A 24,488-nucleotide genomic window follows, 5' to 3' on the forward strand; every position below is an offset into this window, starting at 1 on the left:
ACTCTGGTTGTCACCATTCGCCGCAATGTTCCCATTGCGTGCCAAGGCACTGTCTTCATGCGTTTCAGCCATCGGGTCTCGCCACGGGACAACCTGCTGGCGGTCCGGTTCGCGGGCATCTACCGCCCGACCCGGTCCATCGAGGCGGCGCGCGCCGCCATGCAGGACCCGCTGTTTCAGCCCGACATGGCGCAGATCTTCGACCTGGCCGGGGTCGACCGCTTCGACGCCGATTACCGCGCCGTGGTCGAGCTTGTTGGCCAGAAGGCCCGGCTCTACCGCGACCTGCCCGCAGGGCTCACCTACGTGCTGCTGGCGCCCGGCTTCGAATCCTACGGCATGGCCCGGATGTACCAGCAACTGGCCGAAGGGCATTTCCCCTTCGCCGTGCAGGTCGCCCGCGACCGGACCGAGGCCGCCGCCTGCCTGCACATGGCCGAGGCCCGACTGGGCGCTCTTCTCGACGCAGGCTGAGCCGGCGGCTTCCCTAATGTCCCGGCCGCGATTACGCTGGCCGGGAGATCAGGAGGGCGGCCATGCAGGAACCGGAATTCACCATCGGCATCGAAGAGGAATACCTGCTCGTCGATACCGAGACCTGCGCCCTTGTCGAGGCGCCCGACGGGCTGATGGAAGCCTGCGCCGAAGCGCTCGAGGACCAGGTCAGCCCCGAATTCCTGCAATGCCAGATCGAGATCGGCACCCGACCCTGCCGCACCATCGCCGAGGCGCGCGACGATCTGCGCCGCCTGCGCGCCACCGTCTCGGACTGCGCCGCCCGCCACGGGCTCAGCCCGATCGCGGCGTCCTGCCACCCGCTCGCGGAATGGCGCCGCCAGCACCATACCGACAAGCAGCGCTACAACCAGCTGCAGCGCGACCTTGGCGGCGTGGTACGGCGCATGCTGATCTGCGGCATGCATGTGCATGTGGGGCTGGGCGACAACGCCCTGCGCGCCGACCTGATGGGGCAGATCAGCTATTTCCTGCCGCACCTGCTGGCGCTCTCCACCTCCTCGCCCTTCTGGCAGGGGCAGGATACCGGGCTGGCCAGCTACCGCATCTCGGTCTTCGACAACCTGCCCCGCACCGGCCTGCCACCGCAATTCGACAATTGGGAGGATTACGCCCGCTCGGTCCAGGTGCTGATCGGCACCGGCGTGATCGAGGACGCGACCCGCATCTGGTGGGACCTGCGCCCCTCGGACCGCTTCCCGACGCTGGAATCGCGCATCATGGACGTGCAGCCGCGGCTGGAACACGCGCTCACGCTCGCCGCGCTGAACCAGAGCCTGCTGCGCATGCTGTGGCGACTGCGCAGCCGGAACCAGCGCTGGCGCCGCTACGACCCCTTCCTGATCGGCGAGAACCGCTGGCGCGCGCAGCGCTACGGCGTCTCCGAGGGGCTGATCGATTTCGGCCGTGCCGAGATCGTCCCCATGCCCGAGCTGATCGAGGAGCTGGTCGAACTGGTCGAGGAGGATGCCGGCATCCTGCGCTGCCTGCCCGAGATCGAACGCGCCCGCGAGATCGCGCTCGAGGGCAATTCCACCACCCGCCAACGCGCCGCGCTCGCCTCCGCCGAGCAGCAGGGGCTCGACCATGACGGCCGCATGCGCGCCGTGGTCCGCCACCTGGTCGAGGAATTCCACGCCGATCTCTGAGGCCCGGCAAGCCGACAGGCCACGAACCGGCACGCCCACCCCGCCCCACAGCCCCCCGGGCTTTCATCTTTCCCCAAATACTCCTGCCGGAGGCTCCCGTCACCCGACCCACCGCCGGGGCAAGGCACCCCACCCTTGGCAGCAGGACCCCGGCGCGATAGGACGGCGCGGCCCAGCCCGGAGACCGCCATGAAAGCCGCCATCGCCACGTCCGATTATTTCGTCCCGGGCGAGACCTTCATCAACCGCCACATTGCGCAGATGTTCGGCGGCCAGACCTGCGTCATCTGCGGCCGGTTCAACGGCGAGGACCCGCTGGGCAAGCCGCTCTTCGAACGCCGCACAAGGCTCACCCCGGCCGACCGGCTGCGCCAGCCCTTCGCCGCCGCAACCGGCGCGCTGCTGCACGGCACGTCGCGCCTGCCCTTCGGCGACAACCGCGCCCGGCTGGCAGATTTCCTGCGCGACCAGCAGGTCGACGTGATCCTTGCCGAGTTCGGCACCCAGGCGCTGGTCGTGGCGCAGCTGGGCAACCAGCTGGGCCTGCCCGTCTTCACCTATTGGCGCGGCACAGACGCCTCGGCGCAGCTGCGCTCGCGCCAGCGCGTGCGCTCCTACCGGCTGATGATGCCGCGGCTGGCGGGCATGTTCTCGGTGAGCCGCTTCCTGCTCGACAATCTCGCCGCCCATGGCATCACCCATGACAATGCCCATGTCGTGCCCTCGGGCGTCGATGTGGACCTCTTCACACCGGGCGAGAAACGCCCCGGCAGTTTCCTCGCCGTGGGCCGCATGGTCGAGAAGAAGGCCCCCCAGGTCACGCTGCGCGCCTTCGCCAAGGCCGCCAAGGGGCGCGACGCGCACCTGACCTTCATCGGCGACGGCCCCCTGCTCGAGGAGTGCCGCAACCGCGCCCGGCTGCTCAAGATCGAGGACCAGGTCACCTTCACCGGCGCCCTGCCCCATGATGCCGTGCGCGCCCACCTGCAGCGGACCGAGATCTTCCTGCAGCACTCGGTCACCGCCGAGAACGGCAATACCGAGGGCCTGCCCACCGCCATCCAGGAGGCGCTGGCCTGCGGCTGCATCACGCTTTCCACCCGCCATGCCGGCATCCCCGAGGCGGTGCAGGACGGCCGGAATGGCTGGCTGGTCGATGAATGGGACGAGGCCGGTTTCGCCGACCGGATCACGCAGATCCTCGACAGCCCCGACCGCGCCGCCATGGCCCGCGCCGCCCGAACCACCGCGCTCGAGAAATTCGACAATGCCAAGGGGCTGGCCCGGGTCGAAGAGGTGCTGCGCGCGGCCTGCGCATAGGCGCAATTTCATCTTTCCCCAAATACTCGCCCGCCCGGCCCGCGCCACCAGGCCGCACCGCCCCCGGCGTGCGCGGAAGCTTGCAACCCGCCGCCGCATCCGGCATGATCTGAACAAGTGTTCAATTCACGGGATCGGGGAGGGTCACCATGGATTTCGCGCTGAGCGAGGAACAGACCGCCATTTTCGACATGGCGCATGGCTTCGGGCAAGAGCATATCGCGCCTTTCGCCCGCGACTGGGAGGCGCAGGGCACCATCCCCAAGGAACTCTGGCCACGACTGGCCGAGCTCGGCTTCGGCGGGCTCTACGTCTCCGAGGAGGCCGGCGGCTCCGGCCTGTCGCGGCTCGACGCGACGCTGGTCTTCGAGGCGCTCAGCATGGCCTGCCCCTCGGTCGCCGCCTTCCTGTCGATCCACAACATGTGCGCCCGCATGATCGACAGCTTCGCCAGCGACGAGATGAAATCCCGCATCCTGCCCCGCGCGCTCAGCATGGAGACGGTGCTCTCCTACTGCCTGACCGAGCCCGGATCGGGCTCGGACGCGGCGGCGCTGAAGACGCGCGCGGCGAAGACCAATGAGGGCTACCGGCTGACCGGCACCAAGGCCTTCATCTCGGGCGGCGGCTATTCCGACGCCTATGTCGTGATGTGCCGCACCGGCGGCGACGGGCCAAAAGGCATCTCGGCGCTCTATGTCGAGGACGGCGCCGAGGGGCTCAGCTTCGGCGGGCTCGAGGACAAGATGGGCTGGAAATCCCAGCCCACAAGGCAGGTGCAGTTCGACGAGTGTCTGGTACCCCATGACAACCTTCTGGGCGAGGAAGGCCGCGGCTTCAGCTATGCCATGGCCGGGCTCGATGGCGGGCGGCTCAACATCGCCGCCTGCTCGCTCGGCGCCGCGCAGGCCGGGCTGTCGCAGACCCTCGCCTACATGGCCGAGCGCAAGGCTTTCGGCCAGCCCATCGACCAGTTCCAGGCGCTGCAGTTCCGGCTGGCCGACATGGAGATCGACCTGCAGGCGGCCCGCACCTTCCTGCGCCAGGCGGCCTGGAAGCTCGACACCGGCGCGCCGGACGCCACCCGTTTCTGCGCCATGGCCAAGAAACTGGTCACCGAAACCGGCAGCCGCGTCGTCGACCAATGCCTGCAACTGCATGGCGGCTATGGCTACCTCGCCGATTACGGGATCGAGAAACTGGTCCGTGACCTGCGCGTGCACCAGATCCTCGAAGGCACGAACGAGATCATGCGCCTGATCGTGGCCCGGCAGATGCTGGCCCGCTGATCCCCCCGCGAGCCGCAAATTTTGTCGACAAAATTTGCAAATTCCGTCCACGGAATTTGCCCCATCCCGACCCGAGGCGCCCATGAGCCAGATCGCACCCCGTATCGACGGCCGCGCCGGCCGTATCACGCTGACCCGCCCCGAGGCGCTGAACGCGCTCAGCTACGAGATGTGCCGCACCACAGAGGCCGCGCTGAATGCCTGGCGCGATGACCCGCGTGTCGATCTCGTCCTGCTCGAGGCCGAGGGCGACCGGGCCTTCTGTGCCGGCGGCGACATTGCCGAGATGTACCATACCGGCCGCGCCGGCGATTACGATTACGGCCGGCGCTTCTGGCGCGACGAATACCGGATGAACGCAAAGCTGGCCGAGTATCCCAAGCCGGTCGTCTCCTTCCTGCATGGCTTCGTCATGGGCGGCGGCGTGGGGCTTGGCGGCCATGTCTCGCACCGCATCGTCTGCGACAGCACCCAGATGTCCATGCCCGAATGCGGCATCGGCTTCGTCCCCGACGTCGGCGGCAGCTTCCGGCTGGCCCGGGCGCCGGGGCACCTGGGCAAGTATCTCGGCCTGACAGCTTCGCGGATGGGGCCCGGCGATGCGATCCATGCCGGCTTTGCGGATCACTACCTGCCCGACAGCGACTGGCCCGCGCTCAAGCAGGCGCTGGTGGAGCGCGGCGACGCGGCCGAGGTGGCCCGCCGGGCCACACCCGCCCCGGACAGCCCACTGGCAGAGGCGCAGGAGGAGATCGACCATCTCTTCGGGGCCGACAGCCTTGACGGGATCCTCGCGCGGCTGCGCGCCAGCGACAGCCCGCTGGCCGCCAAGGCGCTCAAGGCCCTGTCCCGCAGCGCGCCCCTCTCCATGGCGGTCACGCTCGAGATGATCCGCCGGCTGCGCGCGCCCGATCTCACCATCCGCGACGCGCTGGAGCTGGAATACCGCGTCAGTCACCGGATCATGGAACACGGGGACTTCCTCGAAGGCATCCGCGCCGCCATCATCGACAAGGACAGGACGCCGCGCTGGCGTCATGCCGAGGGTCCCGTCCCGTCGCAGGAGGTCGCCGCGATGCTGGCCCCGCTCGGGGCGCAGGCGCTCGATTTCAGGGAGGAGCACACATGAAGATCGGATTCATCGGGCTGGGCAACATGGGCGGCCCCATGGCCGCCAATCTCGCCGCGGCCGGCCACGAGGTGACCGGATTCGACGTGGCCGGCACGGGGGCCGAGGGCGTGCGGGTCGCACAAAGCGCCGAGGACGCCGCCCGCGCGGCAGAGGTGGTGATCACCATGCTGCCCAATGGCGAGATCCTGCGCGAGGTCGCCGCCACCATCCATCCCGTCATGAAGGCCGGCGCGGTGCATCTGGACTGCTCCACCGTCGACGTGGCCTCGGCCCGTCACGTGGCCGAGGCGGCGACCGCCGCGGGGCTGCGGGCGCTGGACGCGCCGGTCTCGGGCGGGGTCGGTGGCGCCACCGGTGGAACGCTGACCTTCATGGTGGGCGGTGATGCCTCGGCTTTCGAGACAGCGACACCGCTCTTCGAGATCATGGGCCAGAAGGCAGTGCATTGCGGGGCCGCCGGCAACGGCCAGGCCGCGAAGATCTGCAACAACATGATCCTCGGCGCCACAATGATCGCCACCTGCGAGGCTTTCGCGCTGGCCGACAAGCTGGGGCTGGAGCGGCAGGCCATGTTCGACGTGGTCTCGACCGCTTCGGGCTACAGCTGGTCGATGAACGCCTATTGCCCGGCGCCCGGGATCGGCCCGAAATCGCCCGCCGACAACGGCTATCAGCCCGGATTCGCCGCCGATCTGATGCTCAAGGACCTGCGCCTCAGCCAGCAGGCCGCCGAGGAGGTCGATGCCGACACGCCCATGGGCCGCGCGGCGCTGGAGCTCTACAGCCAATTCGTCGAGCAGGAGGACGGCGCGGGGCGCGATTTCTCGGCAATGCTGCCGCGCTTCGAAAAACGCGGGCGGTCTTGATCGAAATCATATTCGAGAATCGCCAAGTGTCGATAAGCTACATCCGGAACACCATTTTGGGAGTATCGAGATGTTCGCCAAGAATATGGGCCAGACCGACCGCATGATCCGCGGCATCGTGGGCGTGGTGCTGCTGATCCTCGCCCTTGCCAGCCTGTCGGGCGGCTGGGCCTGGATCGCGGGGATCGTCGGCGTGGTGCTGCTGGCAACCGCCGCCATGGGCTCCTGCCCGCCCTACCAGCTGCTGGGCATCAACACCTGCAAGACCAAGTGACCTCGCGGGCCGGGCCCGAGGTCCGATAGGAAAATGTACGAAACGGCGGAAACACCGGCCGTTTCGTACGATCCGGCATTTACTCGGCCGCCACCTTGCGCGGCTGCAGCATGGGCTTGAGATAGCGGCCGGTATGCGAGGCCTCGACCTCGGCCACCTGCTCCGGCGTGCCGGCGGCCACGATCTCGCCTCCGCCATCGCCGCCCTCGGGACCGATATCGATGATCCAGTCGGCGGTCTTGATGACGTCGAGATTGTGCTCGATCACCACCACGGTGTTGCCCGCCTCGACCAGCTCGTGCAGCACTTCCAGCAGCTTGCGCACATCCTCGAAATGCAGGCCGGTCGTGGGCTCGTCGAGAATGTAGAGCGTGCGCCCCGTGGACCGCTTGGCCAGTTCCTTGGACAGTTTCACGCGCTGCGCCTCGCCACCCGACAGGGTCGTGGCCTGCTGGCCCACCTTGACATAGCCCAGCCCGACCCGCGCCAGCGCATCCATCTTGTCGCGGATCGACGGCACAGCCTTGAAGAACTCCTGCGCGTCTTCAACCGTCATCTCAAGAACGTCGGCTATGCTCTTGCCCTTGAACAGAACTTCCAGCGTCTCACGATTGTAGCGCGCGCCCTTGCAGGTCTCGCAGGTGACATAGACATCGGGCAGGAAGTGCATCTCGATCTTGATGACACCGTCGCCCTGGCAGGCCTCGCAGCGGCCCCCCTTGACGTTGAAGCTGAACCGCCCCGGCTTGTAGCCGCGGGCCTTTGCTTCGGGCAGGCCGGCGAACCAGTCGCGGATCGGCGTGAAGGCCCCGGTGTAAGTCGCTGGATTCGAACGCGGAGTCCGCCCGATCGGGCGCTGGTCGATATCGATCACCTTGTCGAGATGCTCCAGCCCCTTGATCGTCTCGCAAGGTGCCGGCGTCTGGCGCGCGCCGTTCAGCGCCATGGAGGCCGCCTTGAACAGGGTCTCGATCGTCAGCGTCGACTTGCCGCCGCCCGAAACGCCGGTGACGCAGACGAACTTGCCCAGCGGAAACTCCGCCGTGACCTCCTTGAGGTTGTTGCCCGTGGCCTTCACCACCTTGAGTTTCTTGCGATTTCCCTTGCGCCGCGTGGCGGGCACCGCGATCTCGCGGCTGCCCGAAAGGTACTGACCCGTCAGGCTGCCCGCGTCGGCGGCAACGGCCTCGGGCGTGCCGTGCGAGACGACCTGCCCGCCATGCACCCCGGCGCCGGGCCCGATGTCGAAGACGTAATCCGCCTCGCGGATGGCTTCTTCGTCATGTTCCACCACCAGCACGGTATTGCCCTGGTCGCGCAGGTTCTTGAGCGTGTCGAGCAGCCGGGAATTGTCGCGCTGGTGCAACCCGATCGAGGGCTCGTCCAGAACGTACAGCACGCCCGTCAGGCCCGACCCGATCTGGCTGGCCAGCCGGATGCGCTGGCTCTCGCCGCCGGAAAGCGTTCCGGCAGAACGACTTAGCGTGAGGTATTCGAGTCCCACATTATTCAGGAAGCCCAGCCGCTCGCGGATCTCCTTCAGGATGGCGCGGGCGATCTCGTTCTTCTGCTGGGTCAGGCTTTCGGGCACGGTCTCGCACCAGTCGAAGGCCTGCCTGATCGACATCTCGACCACCTGGCCGATATGCAGACCGGCGATCTTGACCGCCAACGCCTCTTCGCGCAACCGGTAGCCGCCGCAGGTGCCGCAGTCACGGTTGTTCTGGTAGCGCTCGAACTCTTCGCGGATCCAGCTGCTGTCGGTCTCGCGGTAGCGCCGCTCCATGTTGGGGATCACCCCCTCGAAGACGCGGCTGACCTGATAGACGCGCCCGCCCTCGTCATAGCGGAACTGGATCTCTTCGTCGCCCGAGCCGTAGAGGAAGACCTGCTGCACATGGGCCGGCAGGTCCTTCCAGCGTGCGTTCTTGTCGAACTCGTAATGCTTGGCGATGGCCTCGATGGTCTGCAGGAAATAGGGCGACTTGCCCTTGCGCCACGGTGCCAGCGCCCCGTCGCTGATCTTGAGCGTCGCATCGGGCACGACCAGCCGTTCGTCGAAGAACAGCTCGACCCCAAGACCGTCGCAATCCGGGCAGGCGCCGAAAGGCGCGTTGAACGAAAACAGCCGCGGCTCGATCTCGGGGATGGTGAAGCCACTGACCGGGCAGGCAAAATTCTCGGAGAAGGTGATCCGCTCGGGCTCGGCCCCCTCGTCGCGCGGAGCGGTTTCCAGCACCGCGATCCCGTCGGCCAGGTCCAGCGCGGTGCGGAAACTGTCGGCCAGCCGCGTCTCCATCCCCTCGCGCACGACGATCCGGTCGACCACCACGTCGATGTCGTGGCGATACTTCTTGTCCAGCGTGGGCGGGTCGTCCAGCTCGTGGAAGGTGCCGTCCACCTTCACCCTCTGGAACCCCTGCTTGCGCAGTTCGAGAAATTCCTTGCGGTACTCGCCCTTGCGGTCGCGGATGATCGGCGCCAGCAGGTAGCCGCGGGTGCCCTCCTCCATCGCCATGACACGGTCGACCATGTCCTGCACCTGCTGCGCCTCGATCGGCAGGCCGGTGGCCGGGCTGTAGGGCGTGCCGACGCGGGCAAAGAGCAGCCGCAGGTAGTCGTAGATCTCGGTCACCGTGCCCACGGTCGAGCGCGGGTTTTTCGACGTGGTCTTCTGCTCGATCGAGATGGCCGGCGACAGGCCGGCGATATGGTCCACGTCGGGTTTTTCCATCATGTCGAGGAACTGCCGCGCATAGGCGGACAGCGATTCGACATAGCGGCGCTGGCCCTCGGCATAGATCGTGTCGAAGGCGAGGCTCGACTTGCCCGAGCCCGACAGCCCGGTGATCACGACCAGCTTGTCGCGCGGAATGTCCACGTCGATGGATTTGAGGTTGTGCTCGCGCGCGCCGCGCACCTCGATCTGCTTGAGCTCAGGCATGGATATCCCCCGGTCCGGCAACGCGCTACACATAGGTGAAACCTGCCGCCGCGCCAATGGCAATCTGCGAACGAAAGCGGAACGCCGGCCTTGCCTGCAAGATTCAGCGCGCCGCGGGGCGAAAGAGGCCGGATGCGGGCCGTTTCTCCACAGGGGCGCGCGGCATGGCAGAATTCCGTGATTGCCCCGGCGCGGCCGATTGCGCAGGCTGGTGGCATTGATCACAGGGAGAATTTGCCTCATGCCCCGCCGCCTGTCCCCCCTTGCCGCCCTGCTCTGCGCCGCGCCGCTCTGCGCCCTTGCGCAGGAGCCGGAGCGCTCGATCCTCGTGCTGGATGCCTCCGGCTCCATGTGGGGCCAGATCGACGGCACGGCCAAGATCGAGATCGCGCGGGACGTGGTGGGCGAGCTCTTGCAGAGCCTGCCCGAGAGCCAGCAGCTGGGCCTGACCACTTACGGTCACCGCAGCACCGGCGATTGCGCCGATATCGAGACGCTGGTCAGTCCCGGCGCCGACAGCCGGGCCGCCATCGCCGAGGCCGTCCAGGGGCTGACCCCGCGCGGCAAGACGCCCATGACCGATGCGGTGATCGCCGCCGCCGAGGCGCTGGGATATGCCGACAGCCGCGCCACGGTGATCCTCGTCTCGGACGGGATCGAGACCTGCAACCCCGATCCCTGCGCCGCGGCCCGCGCGCTGGAGGCGGCCGGCGCCGACCTGACCGTGCACGTGGTGGGCTTTGACGTGACCGAGCCGGAGGCGCTGCGCCAGATGCAATGCCTGGCCGGTGCGACCGGGGGGCGTTTCCTGACCGCCTCCAGCGCGTCGGAACTGGGCGGCGCGCTGGAGGAGGTGACGCAGGCCCCGGCGCTCTACCCGGTGACACTGGTCGCCACCTCGGGCGAGGGCGGCGCGCGCATCGACGCGCCGCTGATGTGGTCGCTGCGCTCGGGCGACACACCGCTTGTCGATTTCCAGCGCGCGCCGCAGATCGTGCAGGAATTGCCCGCCGGTCGCTATACCGCCACGGTCCTGCGCCCCGAGGACGAGGCCAGCGCCGAGACGCGCTTCGACGTGACCGAGGGCGGCATGACCGTGACGCTGGTCCTGCCCTCGCAACTGCCCGCGGCGTCGGTCACCGGCCCCGAAACCGCCGTGGCCGGCGCCACCGTGCAGGTCGACTGGGACGGGCCGGATACGCGCAATGACTACATCACCGTGTCGCGCCCCGACGACACGGGCTACGTGAACTATGTCTACACCCGCAACGGCACACCCGGCGCGCTGGTCATGCCACCCGAGCCCGGGCGCTATGAGCTGCGCTACGTGCTGGCCGACGGGCGGGTGACACTGGCCGCGCAGGAGATCACGGTGACCCCGGCCGAGGCCACGCTGGACGCCCCGGCCGAGGCCCCGATGGGCGCGACCCTGCCGGTGGGCTGGACCGGCCCGGATTATCGCAACGATTACATCGCGGTATCGCCGGCGGGCGAGAGCGGCTACGTGAACTACCGCTACACGCGGCAGGGCGCGCCGGCCGAGCTGGTGATGCCGCCGCGCGCTGGCGCGTATGAGCTGCGCTACATCATGGCGCAGGACAACACCGTGCTGGCCACGCGCCCGATCACCGTGACCGAGATCGCCGCGACGCTGGACGCGCCGGCCACGGCAGCGGCGGGCGAGGCCCTGTCGGTCGCCTGGGAGGGGCCGGATTACCGCAATGATTACATCAGCATCGCGCGTCCCGACGATGCGGGCTATGACGGCTATACCTATACGCGTGCGGGCCAGCCGCTGGACCTGACCATGCCGCTGGAGCCGGGCAGCTACGAGCTGCGCTACGTGATGGCGCAGGAGAACACGGTGCTGGCCACGCGGGCGATCGAGGTTGCGGATGTCTCGGCCACGCTCGACGTGGCGGACGCGGCGGATGCCGGCGCGCCGCTGCTGGTGCGCTGGGAGGGGCCGGGATACGAGCGCGATTACGTCACCGTCTCGCGCCCCGAAGATCCCGGCTACGAGGCCTATACCTATACGCGGACGGGCAACCCGCTGCGCCTGACCTTGCCGACCGAGCCCGGCACCTACGAGATCCGCTACGTCGCCGCGAGCAATGGCGAGACCGTGCTGGCCAGCGAGACAATCGAGCTGGGCCCGGTGACGGCCCACCTCGAAGCCGAGGCGACCGGCACGGCCGGCGGGCAACTGGGCGTGATCTGGGAGGGGCCGGATTACAAGGGGGATTACCTGTCGCTCGCCAAGGCCGGTGCCGCGGACGGGGCGTATGAGAGCTATGTCTACACCTCCGAGGACAGCCCGCTGGTCATGCCCCTGCCCGAGGTGCCGGGCGATTACGAGCTACGCTACGTGCTGGGCCAGGGCGACCGGGTGCTGGCGCGCCACGACCTGACCGTGGAATGACGGCCGGGCCAGCGCAACGGGAAAGGCCCTTCGAAGGGCCTTTCATCACGCGCCTTGCAAGGCGCGTCCGAAGCGGCTTGCAAGCCGCTTGACGGAAGCCGTTTCGAAACGGCTTCCCGCCCGGGATCAGCGGTAGAGCATCGAGGTGCCGTCGGCGAAAAGATGCACCTTGTCCGAGCTGGCCGTCAGCGCAACGTCGCGGCCGCGCATCTCGCGGTGGATGCCGGGCAGCTTGGCAATCACCGGGTCGGCGCCGCCCGTCTTCTCGAAATAGAGCAGCGTCACCTCGCCGAGCGCCTCGGTGATGTCCACCCGCCCCTTGTAGAGCGCCGCGCCCTCGGTGGCGGTGAAATCCTCGGGCCGCACGCCGACATTGACCTTGCGCCCCATGTCGCCGGCCTCGGACGGGTAATCCGACACGGCCGTGCCGCCGCCCTCCAGCTTGACCGTGGTCTGCGCGCCGGTGGCCACGATCTCGCCGGGCAGCAGGTTCATCGACGGCGAGCCGATGAACTGCGCCACGAATTCGCTGTTGGGCCGCTCGTAGAGCTCCAGCGGCGAGCCGACCTGCGCGATCCCCTTGTTGGCCAGCACGACGATCCGGCTGGCCAGCGTCATCGCCTCGACCTGGTCATGGGTCACGTAGATCATGGTCCGGTCGGGCATCTGCTCCTTCAGCTGGGCGATCTCGATCCGCGTGGCCACACGCAGCGCCGCATCGAGGTTGGAGAGCGGCTCGTCGAAAAGATAGACCTTGGGGTCGCGCACCAGGCTGCGGCCGATGGCGACGCGCTGGCGCTGGCCGCCCGACAGCGCCTTGGGCAGGCGATCCAGATAGGGCTCCAGCTGCAGCATCTTGGCGGCGCGCATCACCGCCTCGTCGATCTCGGAGGCGCTCTTCTTGGCCAGTTTCAGCGCGAAGGACATGTTGTCGCGCACCGTCATGTGCGGGTAGAGCGCGTAGGACTGGAAGACCATGGCGATGCCGCGCTGCGCGGGCGGCACGTCGTTCACGACGGTGCCGTCGATCTCGAGCGTGCCCCCGGTGATCTTCTCGAGCCCCGCGATCATGCGCAGCAGGGTGGACTTGCCGCAGCCCGAGGGGCCGACGAAGACGACCAGCTCGCCCTGCTCGATCTCGAGGTTGATGTCGTTGAGCACGTTGACCGTGCCGGCATAGGTCTTCTCGACATCGGTCAGTTTCAGATTGGCCATGTCCCCTCCCCCTTGATGTTCAGTCGTTCTTGCGCAGGGCCAGCGCCGGCTGCCACGGACCCAGGTGAAGCTTGCCGTCACCGGCCGCATGGGCGCTGCCCAGCTCCTGGCCGATCTGGTGCCAGTCGCCCTCGGGCATGTCCATCACCGCCGGCTCGCCGCTGAGATTGACCGCGACGAAGATCTCCTCGCCCTCGCAGCTCCGGCGGAAATGCACGATCTCGCCGGTATGGCGCACCGCGTCGTGATCGCCCTGGCGCAGCGCCTTGTGGCTGTGCCGGAAGGCGAGGGCCTTGCGGTAATGGTGCAGCAGCGCGCCGGGATCGCCCTCCTGCACCGCGACGGCGCGGTTCAGGTGCTCATGACCCACGGGCAGCCAGGGCTGCGCCTGGCTGAAGCCGCCATGCAGGTTCGACTGTTCCCACACCATCGGCGTGCGGCAGCCGTCGCGGCCCTTGAACTCGGGCCAGAACTCGATTCCGTAGGGGTCCTGCAGGTCCTCGAAGCTGAGCTCGGCCTCGGGCAGGCCCAGTTCCTCGCCCTGGTAGAGGCAAACCGAGCCGCGCAGGCAGCAGATCAGCGTCGCATAGGCGCGCAGCGCGGCCGAGCTCAGGTCCCAGCGCGAGGCGTGGCGGATCACGTCGTGGTTCGAGAAGGCCCAGCAGGGCCAGCCCTCGCCTGCGACCTCGTCGACCAGCGTCATCACCTCGGCAAAGCGCGCAGCGGTGGGCTGGTCCTTGGCAAGGAACTCGAAGGCGTAGCACATATGCGCCTTGTCGCCGCCCGAGGTGTATTGGCCCATGATCTCGAGCCCGCGCTGCGCGTCGCCGACCTCGCCCACCGAGGTCGCGCCGGGATACTCGTCCAGCACCGCGCGGAACCGCTTGAGGAAGTCCAGGTTCTCGGGCTGGTTCTTGGAATAGAGATGTTCCTGGTGATTGTAGGGGTTCACGCTGGGCGCGATCGTGGCGTTGCGCTTCTCGGGCGGCAGCGCGGGATTGTCGCGCAGCTGCTTGTCATGGATGTAGAAGTTGATCGTGTCGAGGCGGAACCCGTCCACGCCGCGATCCAGCCAGAAGCGCACCACGTTCAGCAGCGCGTCCTGCACTTCGGGGCAGTGGAAATTCAGGTCCGGCTGCTCGACGAGGAAATTATGCAGGTAATACTGCTCGCGCCGCGTGTCCCATTGCCAGGCCGAGCCGCCGAAGATCGACAGCCAGTTGTTGGGCGGCGTGCCGTCGGGCTTGGGATCGGCCCAGACGAACCAGTCCGCCTTGGGATTGTCGCGCGACTGGCGGCTTTCCTTGAACCACGGATGCTGGTCCGAGGTATGCGACAGCACGAGGTCGATCATTACCTTCAGGCCCAGCCGGTGCGCGGTGTCCACCAGAACGTCAAAATCGGCCAGCGTGCCGAACATCGGGTCGACATCGCAGTAATCGCTTACGTCGTAGCCGAAATCCTTCATCGGTGAGGTGAAGAAGGGCGAGATCCAGATCGCATCGACGCCAAGGCTTGCCACATGCGGCAGGCGCTGGGTGATGCCGTTCAGGTCGCCGATCCCGTCGCCATTGCTGTCCTGGTAGCTGCGCGGGTAGATCTGGTAGATCACCGCGCCGCGCCACCAGTCGGGATCGGTCGTCGCTTGGGTCAGGGGCTGTGTCTGGGTGTTCATGGAACCTGTCTCGTCTGGGGCGCGTCCGCGGCGCCCCGTTCTTTCGGGTTGGGCCCCGGGCGCACGGCCCGGGGCACGGGTATCACTTCACCGATCCGGCCAGCAGGCCGCGGACCAGGTATTTCTGCATCGCGAAGAAGACCAGCAGCGGCATGGCGATCGACACGAAGGCCGCGGTGGCGAGGATCTCCCAGTTGCCGCCGCGCGTGCCCAGCAGCTCGACGATCTGGTTGGTCATCACCGTGGTCTGGCCCGTGGCGTCGATCAGGAAGACCTTGGCCACCAGCAGGTCGTTCCAGGTCCACAGGAACTGGAAGATCGCGAAGCTGGCCAGCGCCGGGAAGCTGAGCGGCAGGATGATCTTGGTGAAGATCTGGAAATCGGTCGCCCCGTCCACGCGCGCATTCTCGATGATGTCGCGTGGCAGGCCGACCATGTAGTTGCGCAAGAGATAGATCGCCAAGGGCAGCCCGAAGCCGGTATGCGCCAGCCAGGTGCCCAGGTATCCCTTGCCGATGCCGATGCCCAGGTGAAGCTTGAGCAGCGGGATCAGCGCCAGCTGCAGCGGCACCACCAGCAATCCGACCACGAAGGCGATCAGCAGCGCCCGGCCGGGGAAATCCATCCAGGCCAGCGCATAGGCCGCGAAGGCCGCGATCACGATGGGGATGATGGTGGCGGGGATCGTCACGGTCAGCGTGTTGAAGAAGGCCTTGGACATGCTGTCCGTGCTGTCGCCGGACAGCAGCACCTGCCGGTAATTGGCCAACGTGAAGTCCGGCGGCGTCTCGGCCACGACGAAGACCCGCTCGCCGCGCCGTCCCTCCATCTCGGTCCCCGAGGTCAGGCGGTAGGCGCCATCGGCCTCGACCGTCAGGCGCATGCCGTCATCCTCGGCGGTGTCGCCGGGCTGGTAGGCCGAGAGATCCCGCGACGAGGTGCCCCAGGTCGCGATCGTGGCGTCGCTGTTCTCTTCCTCGAAGAGGTTGCCCTCGATCACCCAGAGATCGCCCTCCTGCACCTGCGTCTCGGGCGCGGCGGTGCGCAGGGTCATGTTCTGCTCGGTCGGGAAGAGCGCCTTCCACCAGCCCGAGGACGAGATCTGGTCGGCCGTCCGGAAGGAGGACACGAAGAGCCCGATCGTCGGGAAGAGCCAGAGCAGCACGAGTGCGACCACCGAGATGTGCACGGCCCAGGTCAGGGTGGGTTTCGAACCGGCGATATTGTCCATGATGTCAGCCCCCTCAGCGCATTTCGCGGCGCGCGTTGCGCACGTTCCAGACCAGGATCGGCGTCACCAGCAGCATGATGACCATGGCCGAGGCCGAGCCCACGCCCCAGTCGCGCGCGACGAAGAGCTGGTTGAACATGTAATTGGCCAGCACCTGCGTGCCCCACTGGCCGTTGGTCATCGCAAAGACGATGTCGAAGATCTTGAGCACGACCAGCGTGATCGTCGTCCACACCACCACGATCGTGCCGGCGATCTGCGGCACCTTGATCTTGAAGAAGATCTGGAACGGGTTGGCGCCGTCGACGATGGCGGCCTCGACCGTCTCCTCGGGGATGCCGCGCAGCGCGGCCGAGAGGATCACCATGGCAAAGCCGGTCTGGATCCAGATCAGCACGATCATCAGGAAGAAGTTGTTCCAGAACGGCACCGTCAGCAGCTGCACCGGGTCGTTGCCGGTCAGCGAGACGTAGATCGCGTTGACCACCCCGATCTGGTTGGTGTCCGGCGGGCGCGCGTCATAGATCAGTTTCCAGATCACCGCGGCGCCCACGAAGGAGATCGCCATCGGCATGAAGATCAGCGACTTGGCGACATTGCCCCACCAGATCCGGTCGGTCAGCTGGGCGGCCAGCAGGCCGAAGGCGGTGGACAGCGCCGGCACCACGATCAGCCACAGCATGTTGTTGAACATCGCCTCCCAGAACTTGGGATCGGCCGACATCTGCACGTAATTGGCGAACCAGACGAATTCGTAGACGGTGGTGCCGTCGGCCTGTGTCACCCGCTCGGTCAGCGACAGGCGGATCGTCTCGACCACCGGGTAGGCCAGGTAGAGCCCCAGCGCGAAAAGCGCGGGAAACAGGAAAAGCCACGGCCGGATCTGGTTGGCGCGGTTGATGTTCCGCCCGGCCTGCGGCCCCTTGGCCGGAAACAGCACCTTGTCCAGGAACTGGTTCGACAGCCAGAAATAGGCCAGGCAGCCCCCCACGCCGATGACAATGGTCACAAGTCCTGCAAGTGCCGGATGCATTGCGCCCTCCTCCCGTTTGGCTCACGCCGGTTGTCGCGCCTCCCCCGGAGCGGTCCGGGAGAGGCCGTTTTCTGGCGCCGGGGCGCTTACTTCAGCGCGTCCCAGCTGTCCTGGATGTCGCTGGCGACGGCCTCGGCATCCTTGCCGCCGGCATAGTCGACCATGCCGGTCCAGAAGCTGCCCGCGCCGACGCCGCCCGGCATCAGGTCCGAGCCGTCGAAGCGGAAGGTGGTCGCCTCGAGCAGGATGTCGTTCATCTTGCGGGTCGGCTCGTCCGAGAACTTGGAGGTGTCCACGCCCTTGAACGGCGTCAGGAAGCCGCCGCGCGCCATCCAGATCTCGTGCGCTTCCGGCGTCTGCAGGAAGCTGATCAGGTCATGCGCCGCCTCGTTCTCGTTGGTGATCGCCCAAAGCGTGCCCGCGCCCAGCACCGGCTGGCCCAGGTCCTCGCCCTCGTAGGCGGGGAAATAGAAGAAGTCGGCATCCAGCCCCACCTCGGTGCCCTCGGGGAAGAAGGCCGGGATGAACGAGGCCTGGCGGTGCATGTAGCACTGCGGCGGCGTGTCGAAGAGACCCTTGGGGCTGTCGCGGAAATCGGTCGCGGCCACGGCATCGCGGCCACCGGCCACGCGGTCGTCCTGGATGAACCAGCCGAATTCCTCGATCGCGCCGACCACGGCCGGGTCGTCGAAGGGCATCTCGTTCGAGACCCACTGGTCATAGACCTCAGGCGGCTGGGTGCGCAGCATCAGGTCCTCGACCCAGTCGGTCGCCGGCCAGCCGGTCGCCCCACCCGAGCCCAGGCCCACGCACCACGGCGTCTCGCCATCCTCGATCATCTGCTCGGAGAGCGCCTTGAGCTCTTCCATGGTCTGCGGCACTTCGTAGTCCATGTCCTCGAAGTTCTCGGGCACGTACCAGACCAGCGATTTCACATCGACCTTGTAGAAGAAGCCGTACAGGTCCTCTTCGCCGTCGGGGCCCGCGTAGCTGCCCAGGTTCACCCAGGATTCACCCGCGGCGTAATTCTCGGTGATCCAGTCGCCGGTGCCGTCCTCCAGCGGGGTCAGGAAGCCGCGCGAGGCCATGTCCGAGGCCAGGCCCGGCTGCGGGAAGATCGCGATGTTGGGGGCCGAGCCCGCCTCAGCGTCAACCACGATCTGCTGCTCGAAGCTGTCCGAGCCGACATAGCTGACATCGTGGCCCGAGCTTTCGGCGAAGGCGGCCAGCACCTCCTCGACGATGGCCTGGTCCGGCCCCAGCCAGGGACCGAAGACGGTCAGGCTCTCGGCATGGGCCGTGCCCGCGGTCAGCGCGATGGCAGCGGCGCCGAGATACAGCTTGGATTTCATGGATTGTCCTCCCGATTGCTGCGCGGCGGACCCCTCCGCCACGCGAATGCGTTGGTCGTCACTTCAAGGCATTTGGCACTGAAACGCCAAAGCGCTTTGGGCGCCCTTGTTCTGAGACAGACCCACCCCTTTTGTCAACCTTACGGGCCAGTTTCGCAACAGATTTCCATGCTGCAGCGCGGCGCGTAACGTATACGCCGGCAGTTGCGCTCTCAACGAATAATTCCTTGACAAGTCCGAAGCGCTTTGAGCCATAACGGGGCATGAACCTCAAGGAATTGTCGCAGCATCTCAACCTGTCGCAGACCACGGTGAGCCGGGCGCTGAACGGCTACCCGGAGGTCAGCGAGGCCACCCGCGCGCGCGTCAAGGAGGCCGCCCTGCGCATGGGCTACAGCCCCAATGCGCGCGCCAAGGGGCTGGCCACGGGCCGCGCGCAGGCGATCGGCCACGTGCTGCCGGTCTCGACCCAGAACGAGATGGTGAACCCGGTCTTCGGTGATTTCCTCGCCGGCGCCGGCGAAAGCTATGCCCGCGCGGGCTACGAGGTGATGATCTCGCTGGCCGACGACACGGCCGAGGAACGCGCCTATCGCGCGCTGCGCAACAGCGGAAATGTCGACGGGCTGATCGTGCATGCCCCGCGGCGGCAGGATCCGCGGATCCCGCTGCTGACCGAGCTGGGCCTGCCCTTCGTCGTGCATGGCCGCAGCACCGAGACCGAGATCCCCTATTCCTGGGTCGACACCAACAATCGCCGCGCCTTCCGCCGCGCCACCGAGTTCCTGCTGGATCTGAACCATCGCCGCATCGCGCTGATCAACGGGATCGAGCATCTGGATTTCGCGCTGCGCCGCCGAGAGGGCTATGCCGAGGCACTGACCGCGCGCGGGCTGCAGACCGACCCCGCCCTGATGTGCAGCGAGGAGATGACCGAGATCTACGGCTACCGCGCCGCGCGCCGGATGCTGGCCGGTGACGATCCGCCCACCGCCTTTCTGGTCTCGTCCATGATCACCGCGATCGGCGTGCGCCGCGCGGTGCACGAGCTGGGGCTGGAATTGGGGCTGGACATTTCGGTCATTACCCATGACGACGACCTCGGCTATCTCAAGAACGGCCATGACGTGCCGATCTTCACCGCCACGCGGTCCTCGGTCCGCGCCGCTGGACGGCAGGCGGCCGAGATGCTGCTGAAACTGATCGACCGGCCCGAGAGCGGGCCGATGAGCCACAGGTTCGAGGCCGAGCTGATCATCGGCGCCTCGACCGGCCCCGCACATGAGAGGATGCCATGAAACACAAGCGTTCGGACTTTCCCGACGGGTTCCTGTTCGGCACGGCCACGTCGAGCTACCAGATCGAGGGCCACGGTTTTGGCGGCGCCGGCCGCACCCAGTGGGACGATTTCGCCGCCACCCCCGGCAATGTCGTCCGGGCCGAGGATGGCGCGCGGGCCTGCGACCATTTCCACCTCTATGAAAACGATTTCAACCTCGTGCGCGACGCGGGGTTCGACTGCTACCGCTTCTCGCTCAGCTGGGCGCGCGTGCTGCCCGAGGGGCGCGGCACGGTCAACGAGGCGGGGCTCGACTTCTACGACCGGCTGACCGACGCCATGCTGGAGCGCGGGCTGAAGCCCTGCGCCACGCTCTACCACTGGGAGATGCCCTCGGCCCTTCAGGACCTGGGCGGCTGGCGCAACCGTGACATCGCGGGCTGGTTCGCCGACTGGACCGAGATCATCATGAAGCGCGTGGGCGACCGGATGTACTCGGTCGCGCCGATCAACGAGCCGTGGTGCGTGGCGTGGCTCAGCCATTTCCTTGGCCATCACGCGCCGGGGCTGCGCGACATCCGCGCCACCGCGCGGGCCATGCATCACGTGCTGCTGGCGCATGGGCGCTCGATCCAGGCGATGCGCGGGCTGGGCATGGACAACCTCGGCGCGGTGTTCAACTTCGAATGGGCCGAGCCCGCCGATGACAGCGCCGAGGCCGCCCGCGCCGCCGAGCTTTACGACGGCTACTACAACCGCTGGTTTTTGGGCGCGGTGTTCAAGGGCGAATACCCGGAGACCGTGCTGGAAGGGCTGGGCCCGCACATGCCCGCGAACTGGCAGGACGATTTCCCCACCATCCAGTCGCCGGTCGACTGGTGCGGGCTGAACTACTACACGCGCAAGCTGATCGCGCCGGATGACGGCCCCTGGCCCGCCCACAAGGAGGTCGAGGGCCCGCTGCCCAAGACGCTGATGGGCTGGGAGATCTACCCGCAGGGCCTGTATGATTTCCTGACGCGCACGGCACGCGACTATACCGGCGACCTGCCGTTGATCGTGACGGAAAACGGCATGGCCTCGCCTGACGTGATCGAAAACGGCGCGGTGCACGACGCGGCGCGGATCGACTACCTCGAGCAGCACCTGGACGCGGTGAAGCGCGCGCTGGCCGAGGGCGTGCCGGTGAACGGTTATTACATCTGGTCGCTTCTGGACAATTACGAATGGGCGCTCGGCTACGAGAAGCGCTTCGGCCTCGTGCATGTGGATTTCGACACGCTGGAACGCACGCCCAAGGCCTCCTACAAGGCGCTCCAGACCGCATTGGGGAGCTGAGACCATGACCGACACGCTGGCCGTCGTCGCCGATATCGGTGGCACCAACACCCGCGTCGCGCTGTGCCGGGGCGCCACGCTGATGCCCGAGACGATCCGGCGCTACCGCAACGCCGAGAATGCCGGGATCGAGGCGGTGCTGGCCGACTACCTGGCCCAGACCGAGGCGCGCCCGCAGGCCTGCTGCGTCGACATGGCCGGGCCGGTGACCGACGGGGTGGGCACGCTGACCAATCTCGACTGGCGGGTGGATTCGGCCGCGCTGAAGGCCGCCACCGGGGCCGGCATCGTGGCGGTGCTGAACGATCTGCAGGCGCAGGGCCACGCGGTCTCGCTGCTGGGCCATGACAGCCTGACGCCCGTCCTGTCGGGGCGCCCTGCCCCGGCCAATGCCACGCGGCTGGTGGTGAATGTGGGCACCGGGCTGAACGCCGTGCCGGTCTACGGGTTCGAGGGGATGACGCTGGTGCCCCCGGCCGAGGCGGGCCATGTCTCGCTGCAGGCACGCGACACCGAAGAGCTGCGCCTGCATGACTGGATCGCGCAGCATCACGGGGTGCCAGGGCTCGAGGACATCCTGTCGGGCCGCGGGCTGGAGCGGATCCATGCCTGGGCCTGCGCCGAGGAGGGCGACGGCGAGCCGCTGGGCGCTGCCGCGATCATGCAGGCCGTCGAAGAGGGCCAGCCCCGCGCGCTGCGCGCCGCGACGCTCTTCGTGCGCTATTTCGGCCGCTATGCCGGGGACCTTGCGCTGGTCACCCTGCCCTTCGGCGGGATCTACCTGGTGGGCGGCGTGATCCGGCATCTCGGCCCGCACCTGCTGCGGCTGGGCTTTGCCGAGGCCTTTGCCGACAAGGGCCGGTTCAACGCCTACATGACGCAGTTCCCGGTGCACCTGGTCACCGACGATTATGCCGCGCTGCGCGGCTGTGCCGGCCACCTCGCCGAGCGGATCGCGAAAGGCGCCTGAGCCACCGGCCCAGCACGGGCAACCCGTGCGGGTCGCCGCATCTTCCGGGCGCGGGGCTCACCCTCGCGCCACAGCGCGTCTCGGCGCGGGCCACCTGCCCGCGCCAATGATCTGCCCAAAGCCGGTATTTTCGCACAGGGGGGCCTTCGCCCGCGCAGGTTGCGCGCCGGACGGCCCTCGCCCAAGGAGCCTGCCATGCATGTCCTGCGCGCCATAACGCTGATGGTCCTTGCCATGGCCTTCCTTGCCGGCAGCGATGCCAGCATCAAGCTGGCCACGCGCGATGCCTCGGTCGGACAGGCCATGTTCCTCGTCAGCCTCGGCGGCACGCTGGTCTTCTACGCCATGTGCCGCATCAAGGGCGTGCCGGTCTTCCACCGCGCGGCGTGGCACCGGATGGTCCTGCTGCGCAACGGCTTCGAGGTGGTCGGTGCCATCGGCATGGTCTTCGGCGTGGCCTATGTCTCGCTCTCGGTCTTCGCGGCGATCCTGCAGGCCGCGCCGCTGGTGGTCACGCTGGGCGCGGCGGTCTTTTTGAAAGAGCCGGTGGGCTGGCGGCGCTGGAGCGCGATCGGCGTGGGCATCATCGGCATGCTGATGGTGATTCGCCCCTTTGGCGCGGGCTTCACCGGCTGGGAGGTCTTCCCGCTGCTGGGCATCTCGGCGCTGGCGGCGCGCGACCTCGTCACGCGGCTCTCACCAACCGAGATCCCGGCGCTGGCGCTGTCGACCTGGGGCTTTGCCGCGCCGATCCCGGTGGGGCTGGCGCTGTTTGCCCTGACCCCGCAGGCCGCGGACTGGAGCGGCACGACGCTCTGGCCCATCGCGGTGGCGATCCTTGTCACCCCGGCGGGATATCTCTGCGTGACCACGGCCATGCGGCTGGCCCCGGCAGCCATCGTCTCGCCCTTCCGCTACTCGCGGCTGATCTTCACCACGGGGCTCGGCATCGCGATCTTCGGCGACCGGCCTGACGCCTGGACGCTGTCCGGGGCCGGCCTGATCCTGGCCGCGGGGCTCTACACCTTCGTGCGCGAACGCCGACTGGCCCGGGCCGCGACAGCCTAGGCAAACGGGCAACGCCGCCCGTTAGCGATAACGGCAACGGGGGACTTGGCGTTTACATTCGCCGTGCGCCTGTTAAACCGACGCCAGATCATCGCCGGAGGGACACCGCCATGAGCACCATCATCGACATTCACGCCCGCGAAATCCTCGACAGCCGCGGCAACCCGACCGTCGAGGTCGACGTCACGCTGGAAGACGGCACCATGGGCCGCGCCGCCGTGCCCTCGGGCGCCTCGACCGGCGCATACGAGGCGGTGGAGCGCCGCGACGGCGATGCCGCGCGCTACAAGGGCAAGGGCGTGCAGGAGGCCGTGGCCGCCGTGAACGGCGAGATCGCCGAGGCGATCCTAGGCTTCGACGCGACCGAGCAGGTGGCCGTGGACGGCGCCATGAACGAGCTGGACGGCACCGACAACAAGGGCCGGCTGGGCGCCAACGCCATCCTGGGCGTCAGCCTCGCCTGTGCAAAGGCCGCGGCCGATTACTGCGGCCAGCCGCTCTTCCGCTACGTGGGCGGCACCTCGGCCCGCACCCTGCCCGTGCCGATGATGAACATCATCAATGGCGGCGAGCATGCCGACAACCCGATCGACATCCAGGAATTCATGATCATGCCCGTGGCCGCCGCGAATATCCGCGAGGCGGTGCGCATGGGCTCGGAAGTGTTCCACACGCTCAAGAAGGAGCTGTCGACCGCCGGCATGTCCACCGGCCTCGGCGACGAGGGCGGTTTCGCGCCCGAGCTGGGCTCGACCCGCGAGGCGCTGGATTTCATCCTCAAGAGCATCGAGAAGGCCGGCTACACGCCCGGCGAGGACATCCACCTCGCGCTCGACTGCGCCGCGACCGAGTATTTCAAGGGCGGCAAATACGAGATGAAGGGCGAAGGCAAGTCGCTGAGCCCCGAGGAGAATGTCGCCTATCTCGAGGCGCTGGTGAAGGATTACCCGATCATCTCGATCGAGGATGGCTGCTCGGAAGATGACTGGGACGGCTGGAAAGCGCTGACCGACGTGCTGGGTGATCGCTGCCAGCTGGTGGGCGACGACCTCTTCGTGACCAATCCCAAGCGGCTGGCCATGGGGATCGAGAAGGGCTGCGCAAACTCGATGCTGGTCAAGGTGAACCAGATCGGCTCGCTCACCGAGACTCTGCAGGCGGTCGAGATGGCGCATCGCGCGCGCATGACCAACGTGATGTCGCACCGCTCGGGCGAGACCGAGGATGCCACGATTGCCGATCTCGCCGTGGCCACGAATTGCGGCCAGATCAAGACCGGCTCGCTGGCGCGCTCGGACCGGCTCGCCAAGTACAACCAGCTGATCCGCATCGAGGAAATGCTGGACGAGACCGCGATCTACGCCGGCCGCTCGATCCTGCGCTGACATGAAAGAAGGCGCGGCGCCCTTGCCGGGG

At 67.5% G+C, this 24,488-nt stretch carries 19 protein-coding genes; 13 read left to right on the top strand and 6 right to left on the bottom strand.

Going from position 1 to position 24,488, the window contains the following annotated elements; translation table 11 throughout:
- Positions 1–57: 57 nt before the first annotated feature.
- From AVJ23_RS04540 to AVJ23_RS04570, 7 genes are all read left to right on the top strand, one after another.
- Positions 58–474 carry a hypothetical protein gene (locus AVJ23_RS04540; RefSeq protein WP_058860972.1) on the top strand — a complete coding sequence of 139 codons (417 nt, stop codon included), beginning with the start codon at positions 58–60 and terminating at the stop codon, positions 472–474.
- Positions 475–536: 62 nt separating this feature from the next.
- Positions 537–1,664: a carboxylate-amine ligase gene (locus tag AVJ23_RS04545; protein WP_058860973.1), complete on the top strand. Its 1,128-nt coding sequence runs from the start codon at positions 537–539 to the stop codon at positions 1,662–1,664.
- 189 nt (positions 1,665–1,853) lie between these two features.
- Positions 1,854–2,984, top strand: a complete 1,131-nt coding sequence (locus AVJ23_RS04550; protein ID WP_058860974.1) for a glycosyltransferase — start codon at positions 1,854–1,856, stop codon at positions 2,982–2,984.
- Between the two features lie 149 nt (positions 2,985–3,133).
- Positions 3,134–4,273, top strand: coding sequence for an acyl-CoA dehydrogenase family protein (locus AVJ23_RS04555; RefSeq protein WP_058860975.1), 1,140 nt, complete (start codon positions 3,134–3,136; stop codon positions 4,271–4,273).
- An 82-nt stretch (positions 4,274–4,355) separates the two neighbouring features.
- Positions 4,356–5,402, top strand: a complete 1,047-nt coding sequence (locus AVJ23_RS04560) for an enoyl-CoA hydratase/isomerase family protein (RefSeq protein WP_058860976.1) — start codon at positions 4,356–4,358, stop codon at positions 5,400–5,402.
- Positions 5,399–6,271 carry a 3-hydroxyisobutyrate dehydrogenase gene (gene mmsB / locus AVJ23_RS04565; protein WP_058860977.1) on the top strand — a complete coding sequence of 291 codons (873 nt, stop codon included), beginning with the start codon at positions 5,399–5,401 and terminating at the stop codon, positions 6,269–6,271. Before AVJ23_RS04560 ends, mmsB begins: the two co-directional genes overlap by 4 nt.
- Before the next feature lie 70 nt (positions 6,272–6,341).
- Positions 6,342–6,545 (top strand): YgaP family membrane protein, encoded by a 204-nt coding sequence (locus AVJ23_RS04570; RefSeq protein WP_058860978.1) that lies wholly within the window; start codon positions 6,342–6,344, stop codon positions 6,543–6,545.
- Between the two features lie 79 nt (positions 6,546–6,624).
- Here AVJ23_RS04570 and uvrA read toward each other — a convergent pair whose 3' ends face one another.
- Positions 6,625–9,489, bottom strand: coding sequence for an excinuclease ABC subunit UvrA (gene uvrA / locus AVJ23_RS04575; protein ID WP_058860979.1), 2,865 nt, complete (start codon positions 9,487–9,489; stop codon positions 6,625–6,627).
- 241 nt (positions 9,490–9,730) lie between these two features.
- On the opposite strand from uvrA, the gene AVJ23_RS04580 reads away from it, so the two are divergent.
- Positions 9,731–11,911 carry a vWA domain-containing protein gene (locus AVJ23_RS04580; RefSeq protein ID WP_058860980.1) on the top strand — a complete coding sequence of 727 codons (2,181 nt, stop codon included), beginning with the start codon at positions 9,731–9,733 and terminating at the stop codon, positions 11,909–11,911.
- A 126-nt stretch (positions 11,912–12,037) separates the two neighbouring features.
- Here the strand turns inward: AVJ23_RS04580 and AVJ23_RS04585 are convergent, their stop codons facing one another.
- From AVJ23_RS04585 to AVJ23_RS04605, 5 genes are all read right to left on the bottom strand, one after another.
- Positions 12,038–13,126: an ABC transporter ATP-binding protein gene (locus tag AVJ23_RS04585; protein ID WP_058860981.1), complete on the bottom strand. Its 1,089-nt coding sequence runs from the start codon at positions 13,124–13,126 to the stop codon at positions 12,038–12,040.
- Positions 13,127–13,145: 19 nt separating this feature from the next.
- Positions 13,146–14,801, bottom strand: a complete 1,656-nt coding sequence (gene bglA / locus AVJ23_RS04590; RefSeq protein WP_058860982.1) for a beta-galactosidase BglA — start codon at positions 14,799–14,801, stop codon at positions 13,146–13,148.
- Between the two features lie 82 nt (positions 14,802–14,883).
- Complete coding sequence (locus AVJ23_RS04595) at positions 14,884–16,032, bottom strand: carbohydrate ABC transporter permease (RefSeq protein WP_058860983.1); 1,149 nt, start codon at positions 16,030–16,032, stop codon at positions 14,884–14,886.
- A 13-nt stretch (positions 16,033–16,045) separates the two neighbouring features.
- Positions 16,046–17,065, bottom strand: a complete 1,020-nt coding sequence (locus tag AVJ23_RS04600; RefSeq protein WP_058860984.1) for a carbohydrate ABC transporter permease — start codon at positions 17,063–17,065, stop codon at positions 16,046–16,048.
- 86 nt (positions 17,066–17,151) lie between these two features.
- The gene (locus AVJ23_RS04605) at positions 17,152–18,417 is read right to left on the bottom strand and encodes an ABC transporter substrate-binding protein (protein WP_058860985.1); all 1,266 of its coding nucleotides are present in this window, start codon (positions 18,415–18,417) and stop codon (positions 17,152–17,154) included.
- A 263-nt stretch (positions 18,418–18,680) separates the two neighbouring features.
- On the opposite strand from AVJ23_RS04605, the gene AVJ23_RS04610 reads away from it, so the two are divergent.
- From AVJ23_RS04610 to eno, 5 genes are all read left to right on the top strand, one after another.
- Entirely contained in the window at positions 18,681–19,715 is a 1,035-nt protein-coding gene (locus tag AVJ23_RS04610) for a LacI family DNA-binding transcriptional regulator (protein WP_058860986.1), read from the top strand.
- On the top strand, positions 19,712–21,034 hold the full coding sequence (locus AVJ23_RS04615) for a GH1 family beta-glucosidase (RefSeq protein ID WP_058860987.1): 1,323 nt from the start codon (positions 19,712–19,714) through the stop codon (positions 21,032–21,034). The genes AVJ23_RS04610 and AVJ23_RS04615 overlap by 4 nt, the downstream gene beginning before the upstream one ends.
- Positions 21,035–21,038: 4 nt before the next feature.
- A complete protein-coding gene (locus AVJ23_RS04620; RefSeq protein WP_058860988.1) occupies positions 21,039–22,004 on the top strand; it encodes a glucokinase in 966 nt (321 codons plus the stop codon).
- 195 nt (positions 22,005–22,199) lie between these two features.
- Positions 22,200–23,072 carry a DMT family transporter gene (locus AVJ23_RS04625; RefSeq protein WP_058860989.1) on the top strand — a complete coding sequence of 291 codons (873 nt, stop codon included), beginning with the start codon at positions 22,200–22,202 and terminating at the stop codon, positions 23,070–23,072.
- A 110-nt stretch (positions 23,073–23,182) separates the two neighbouring features.
- Complete coding sequence (gene eno, locus AVJ23_RS04630; protein WP_058860990.1) at positions 23,183–24,457, top strand: phosphopyruvate hydratase; 1,275 nt, start codon at positions 23,183–23,185, stop codon at positions 24,455–24,457.
- Positions 24,458–24,488: the final 31 nt, after the last annotated feature.

Origin of the sequence: Pseudoponticoccus marisrubri, from assembly GCF_001482405.1 — a bacterium.
Lineage (GTDB): Bacteria > Pseudomonadota > Alphaproteobacteria > Rhodobacterales > Rhodobacteraceae > Pseudoponticoccus > Pseudoponticoccus marisrubri.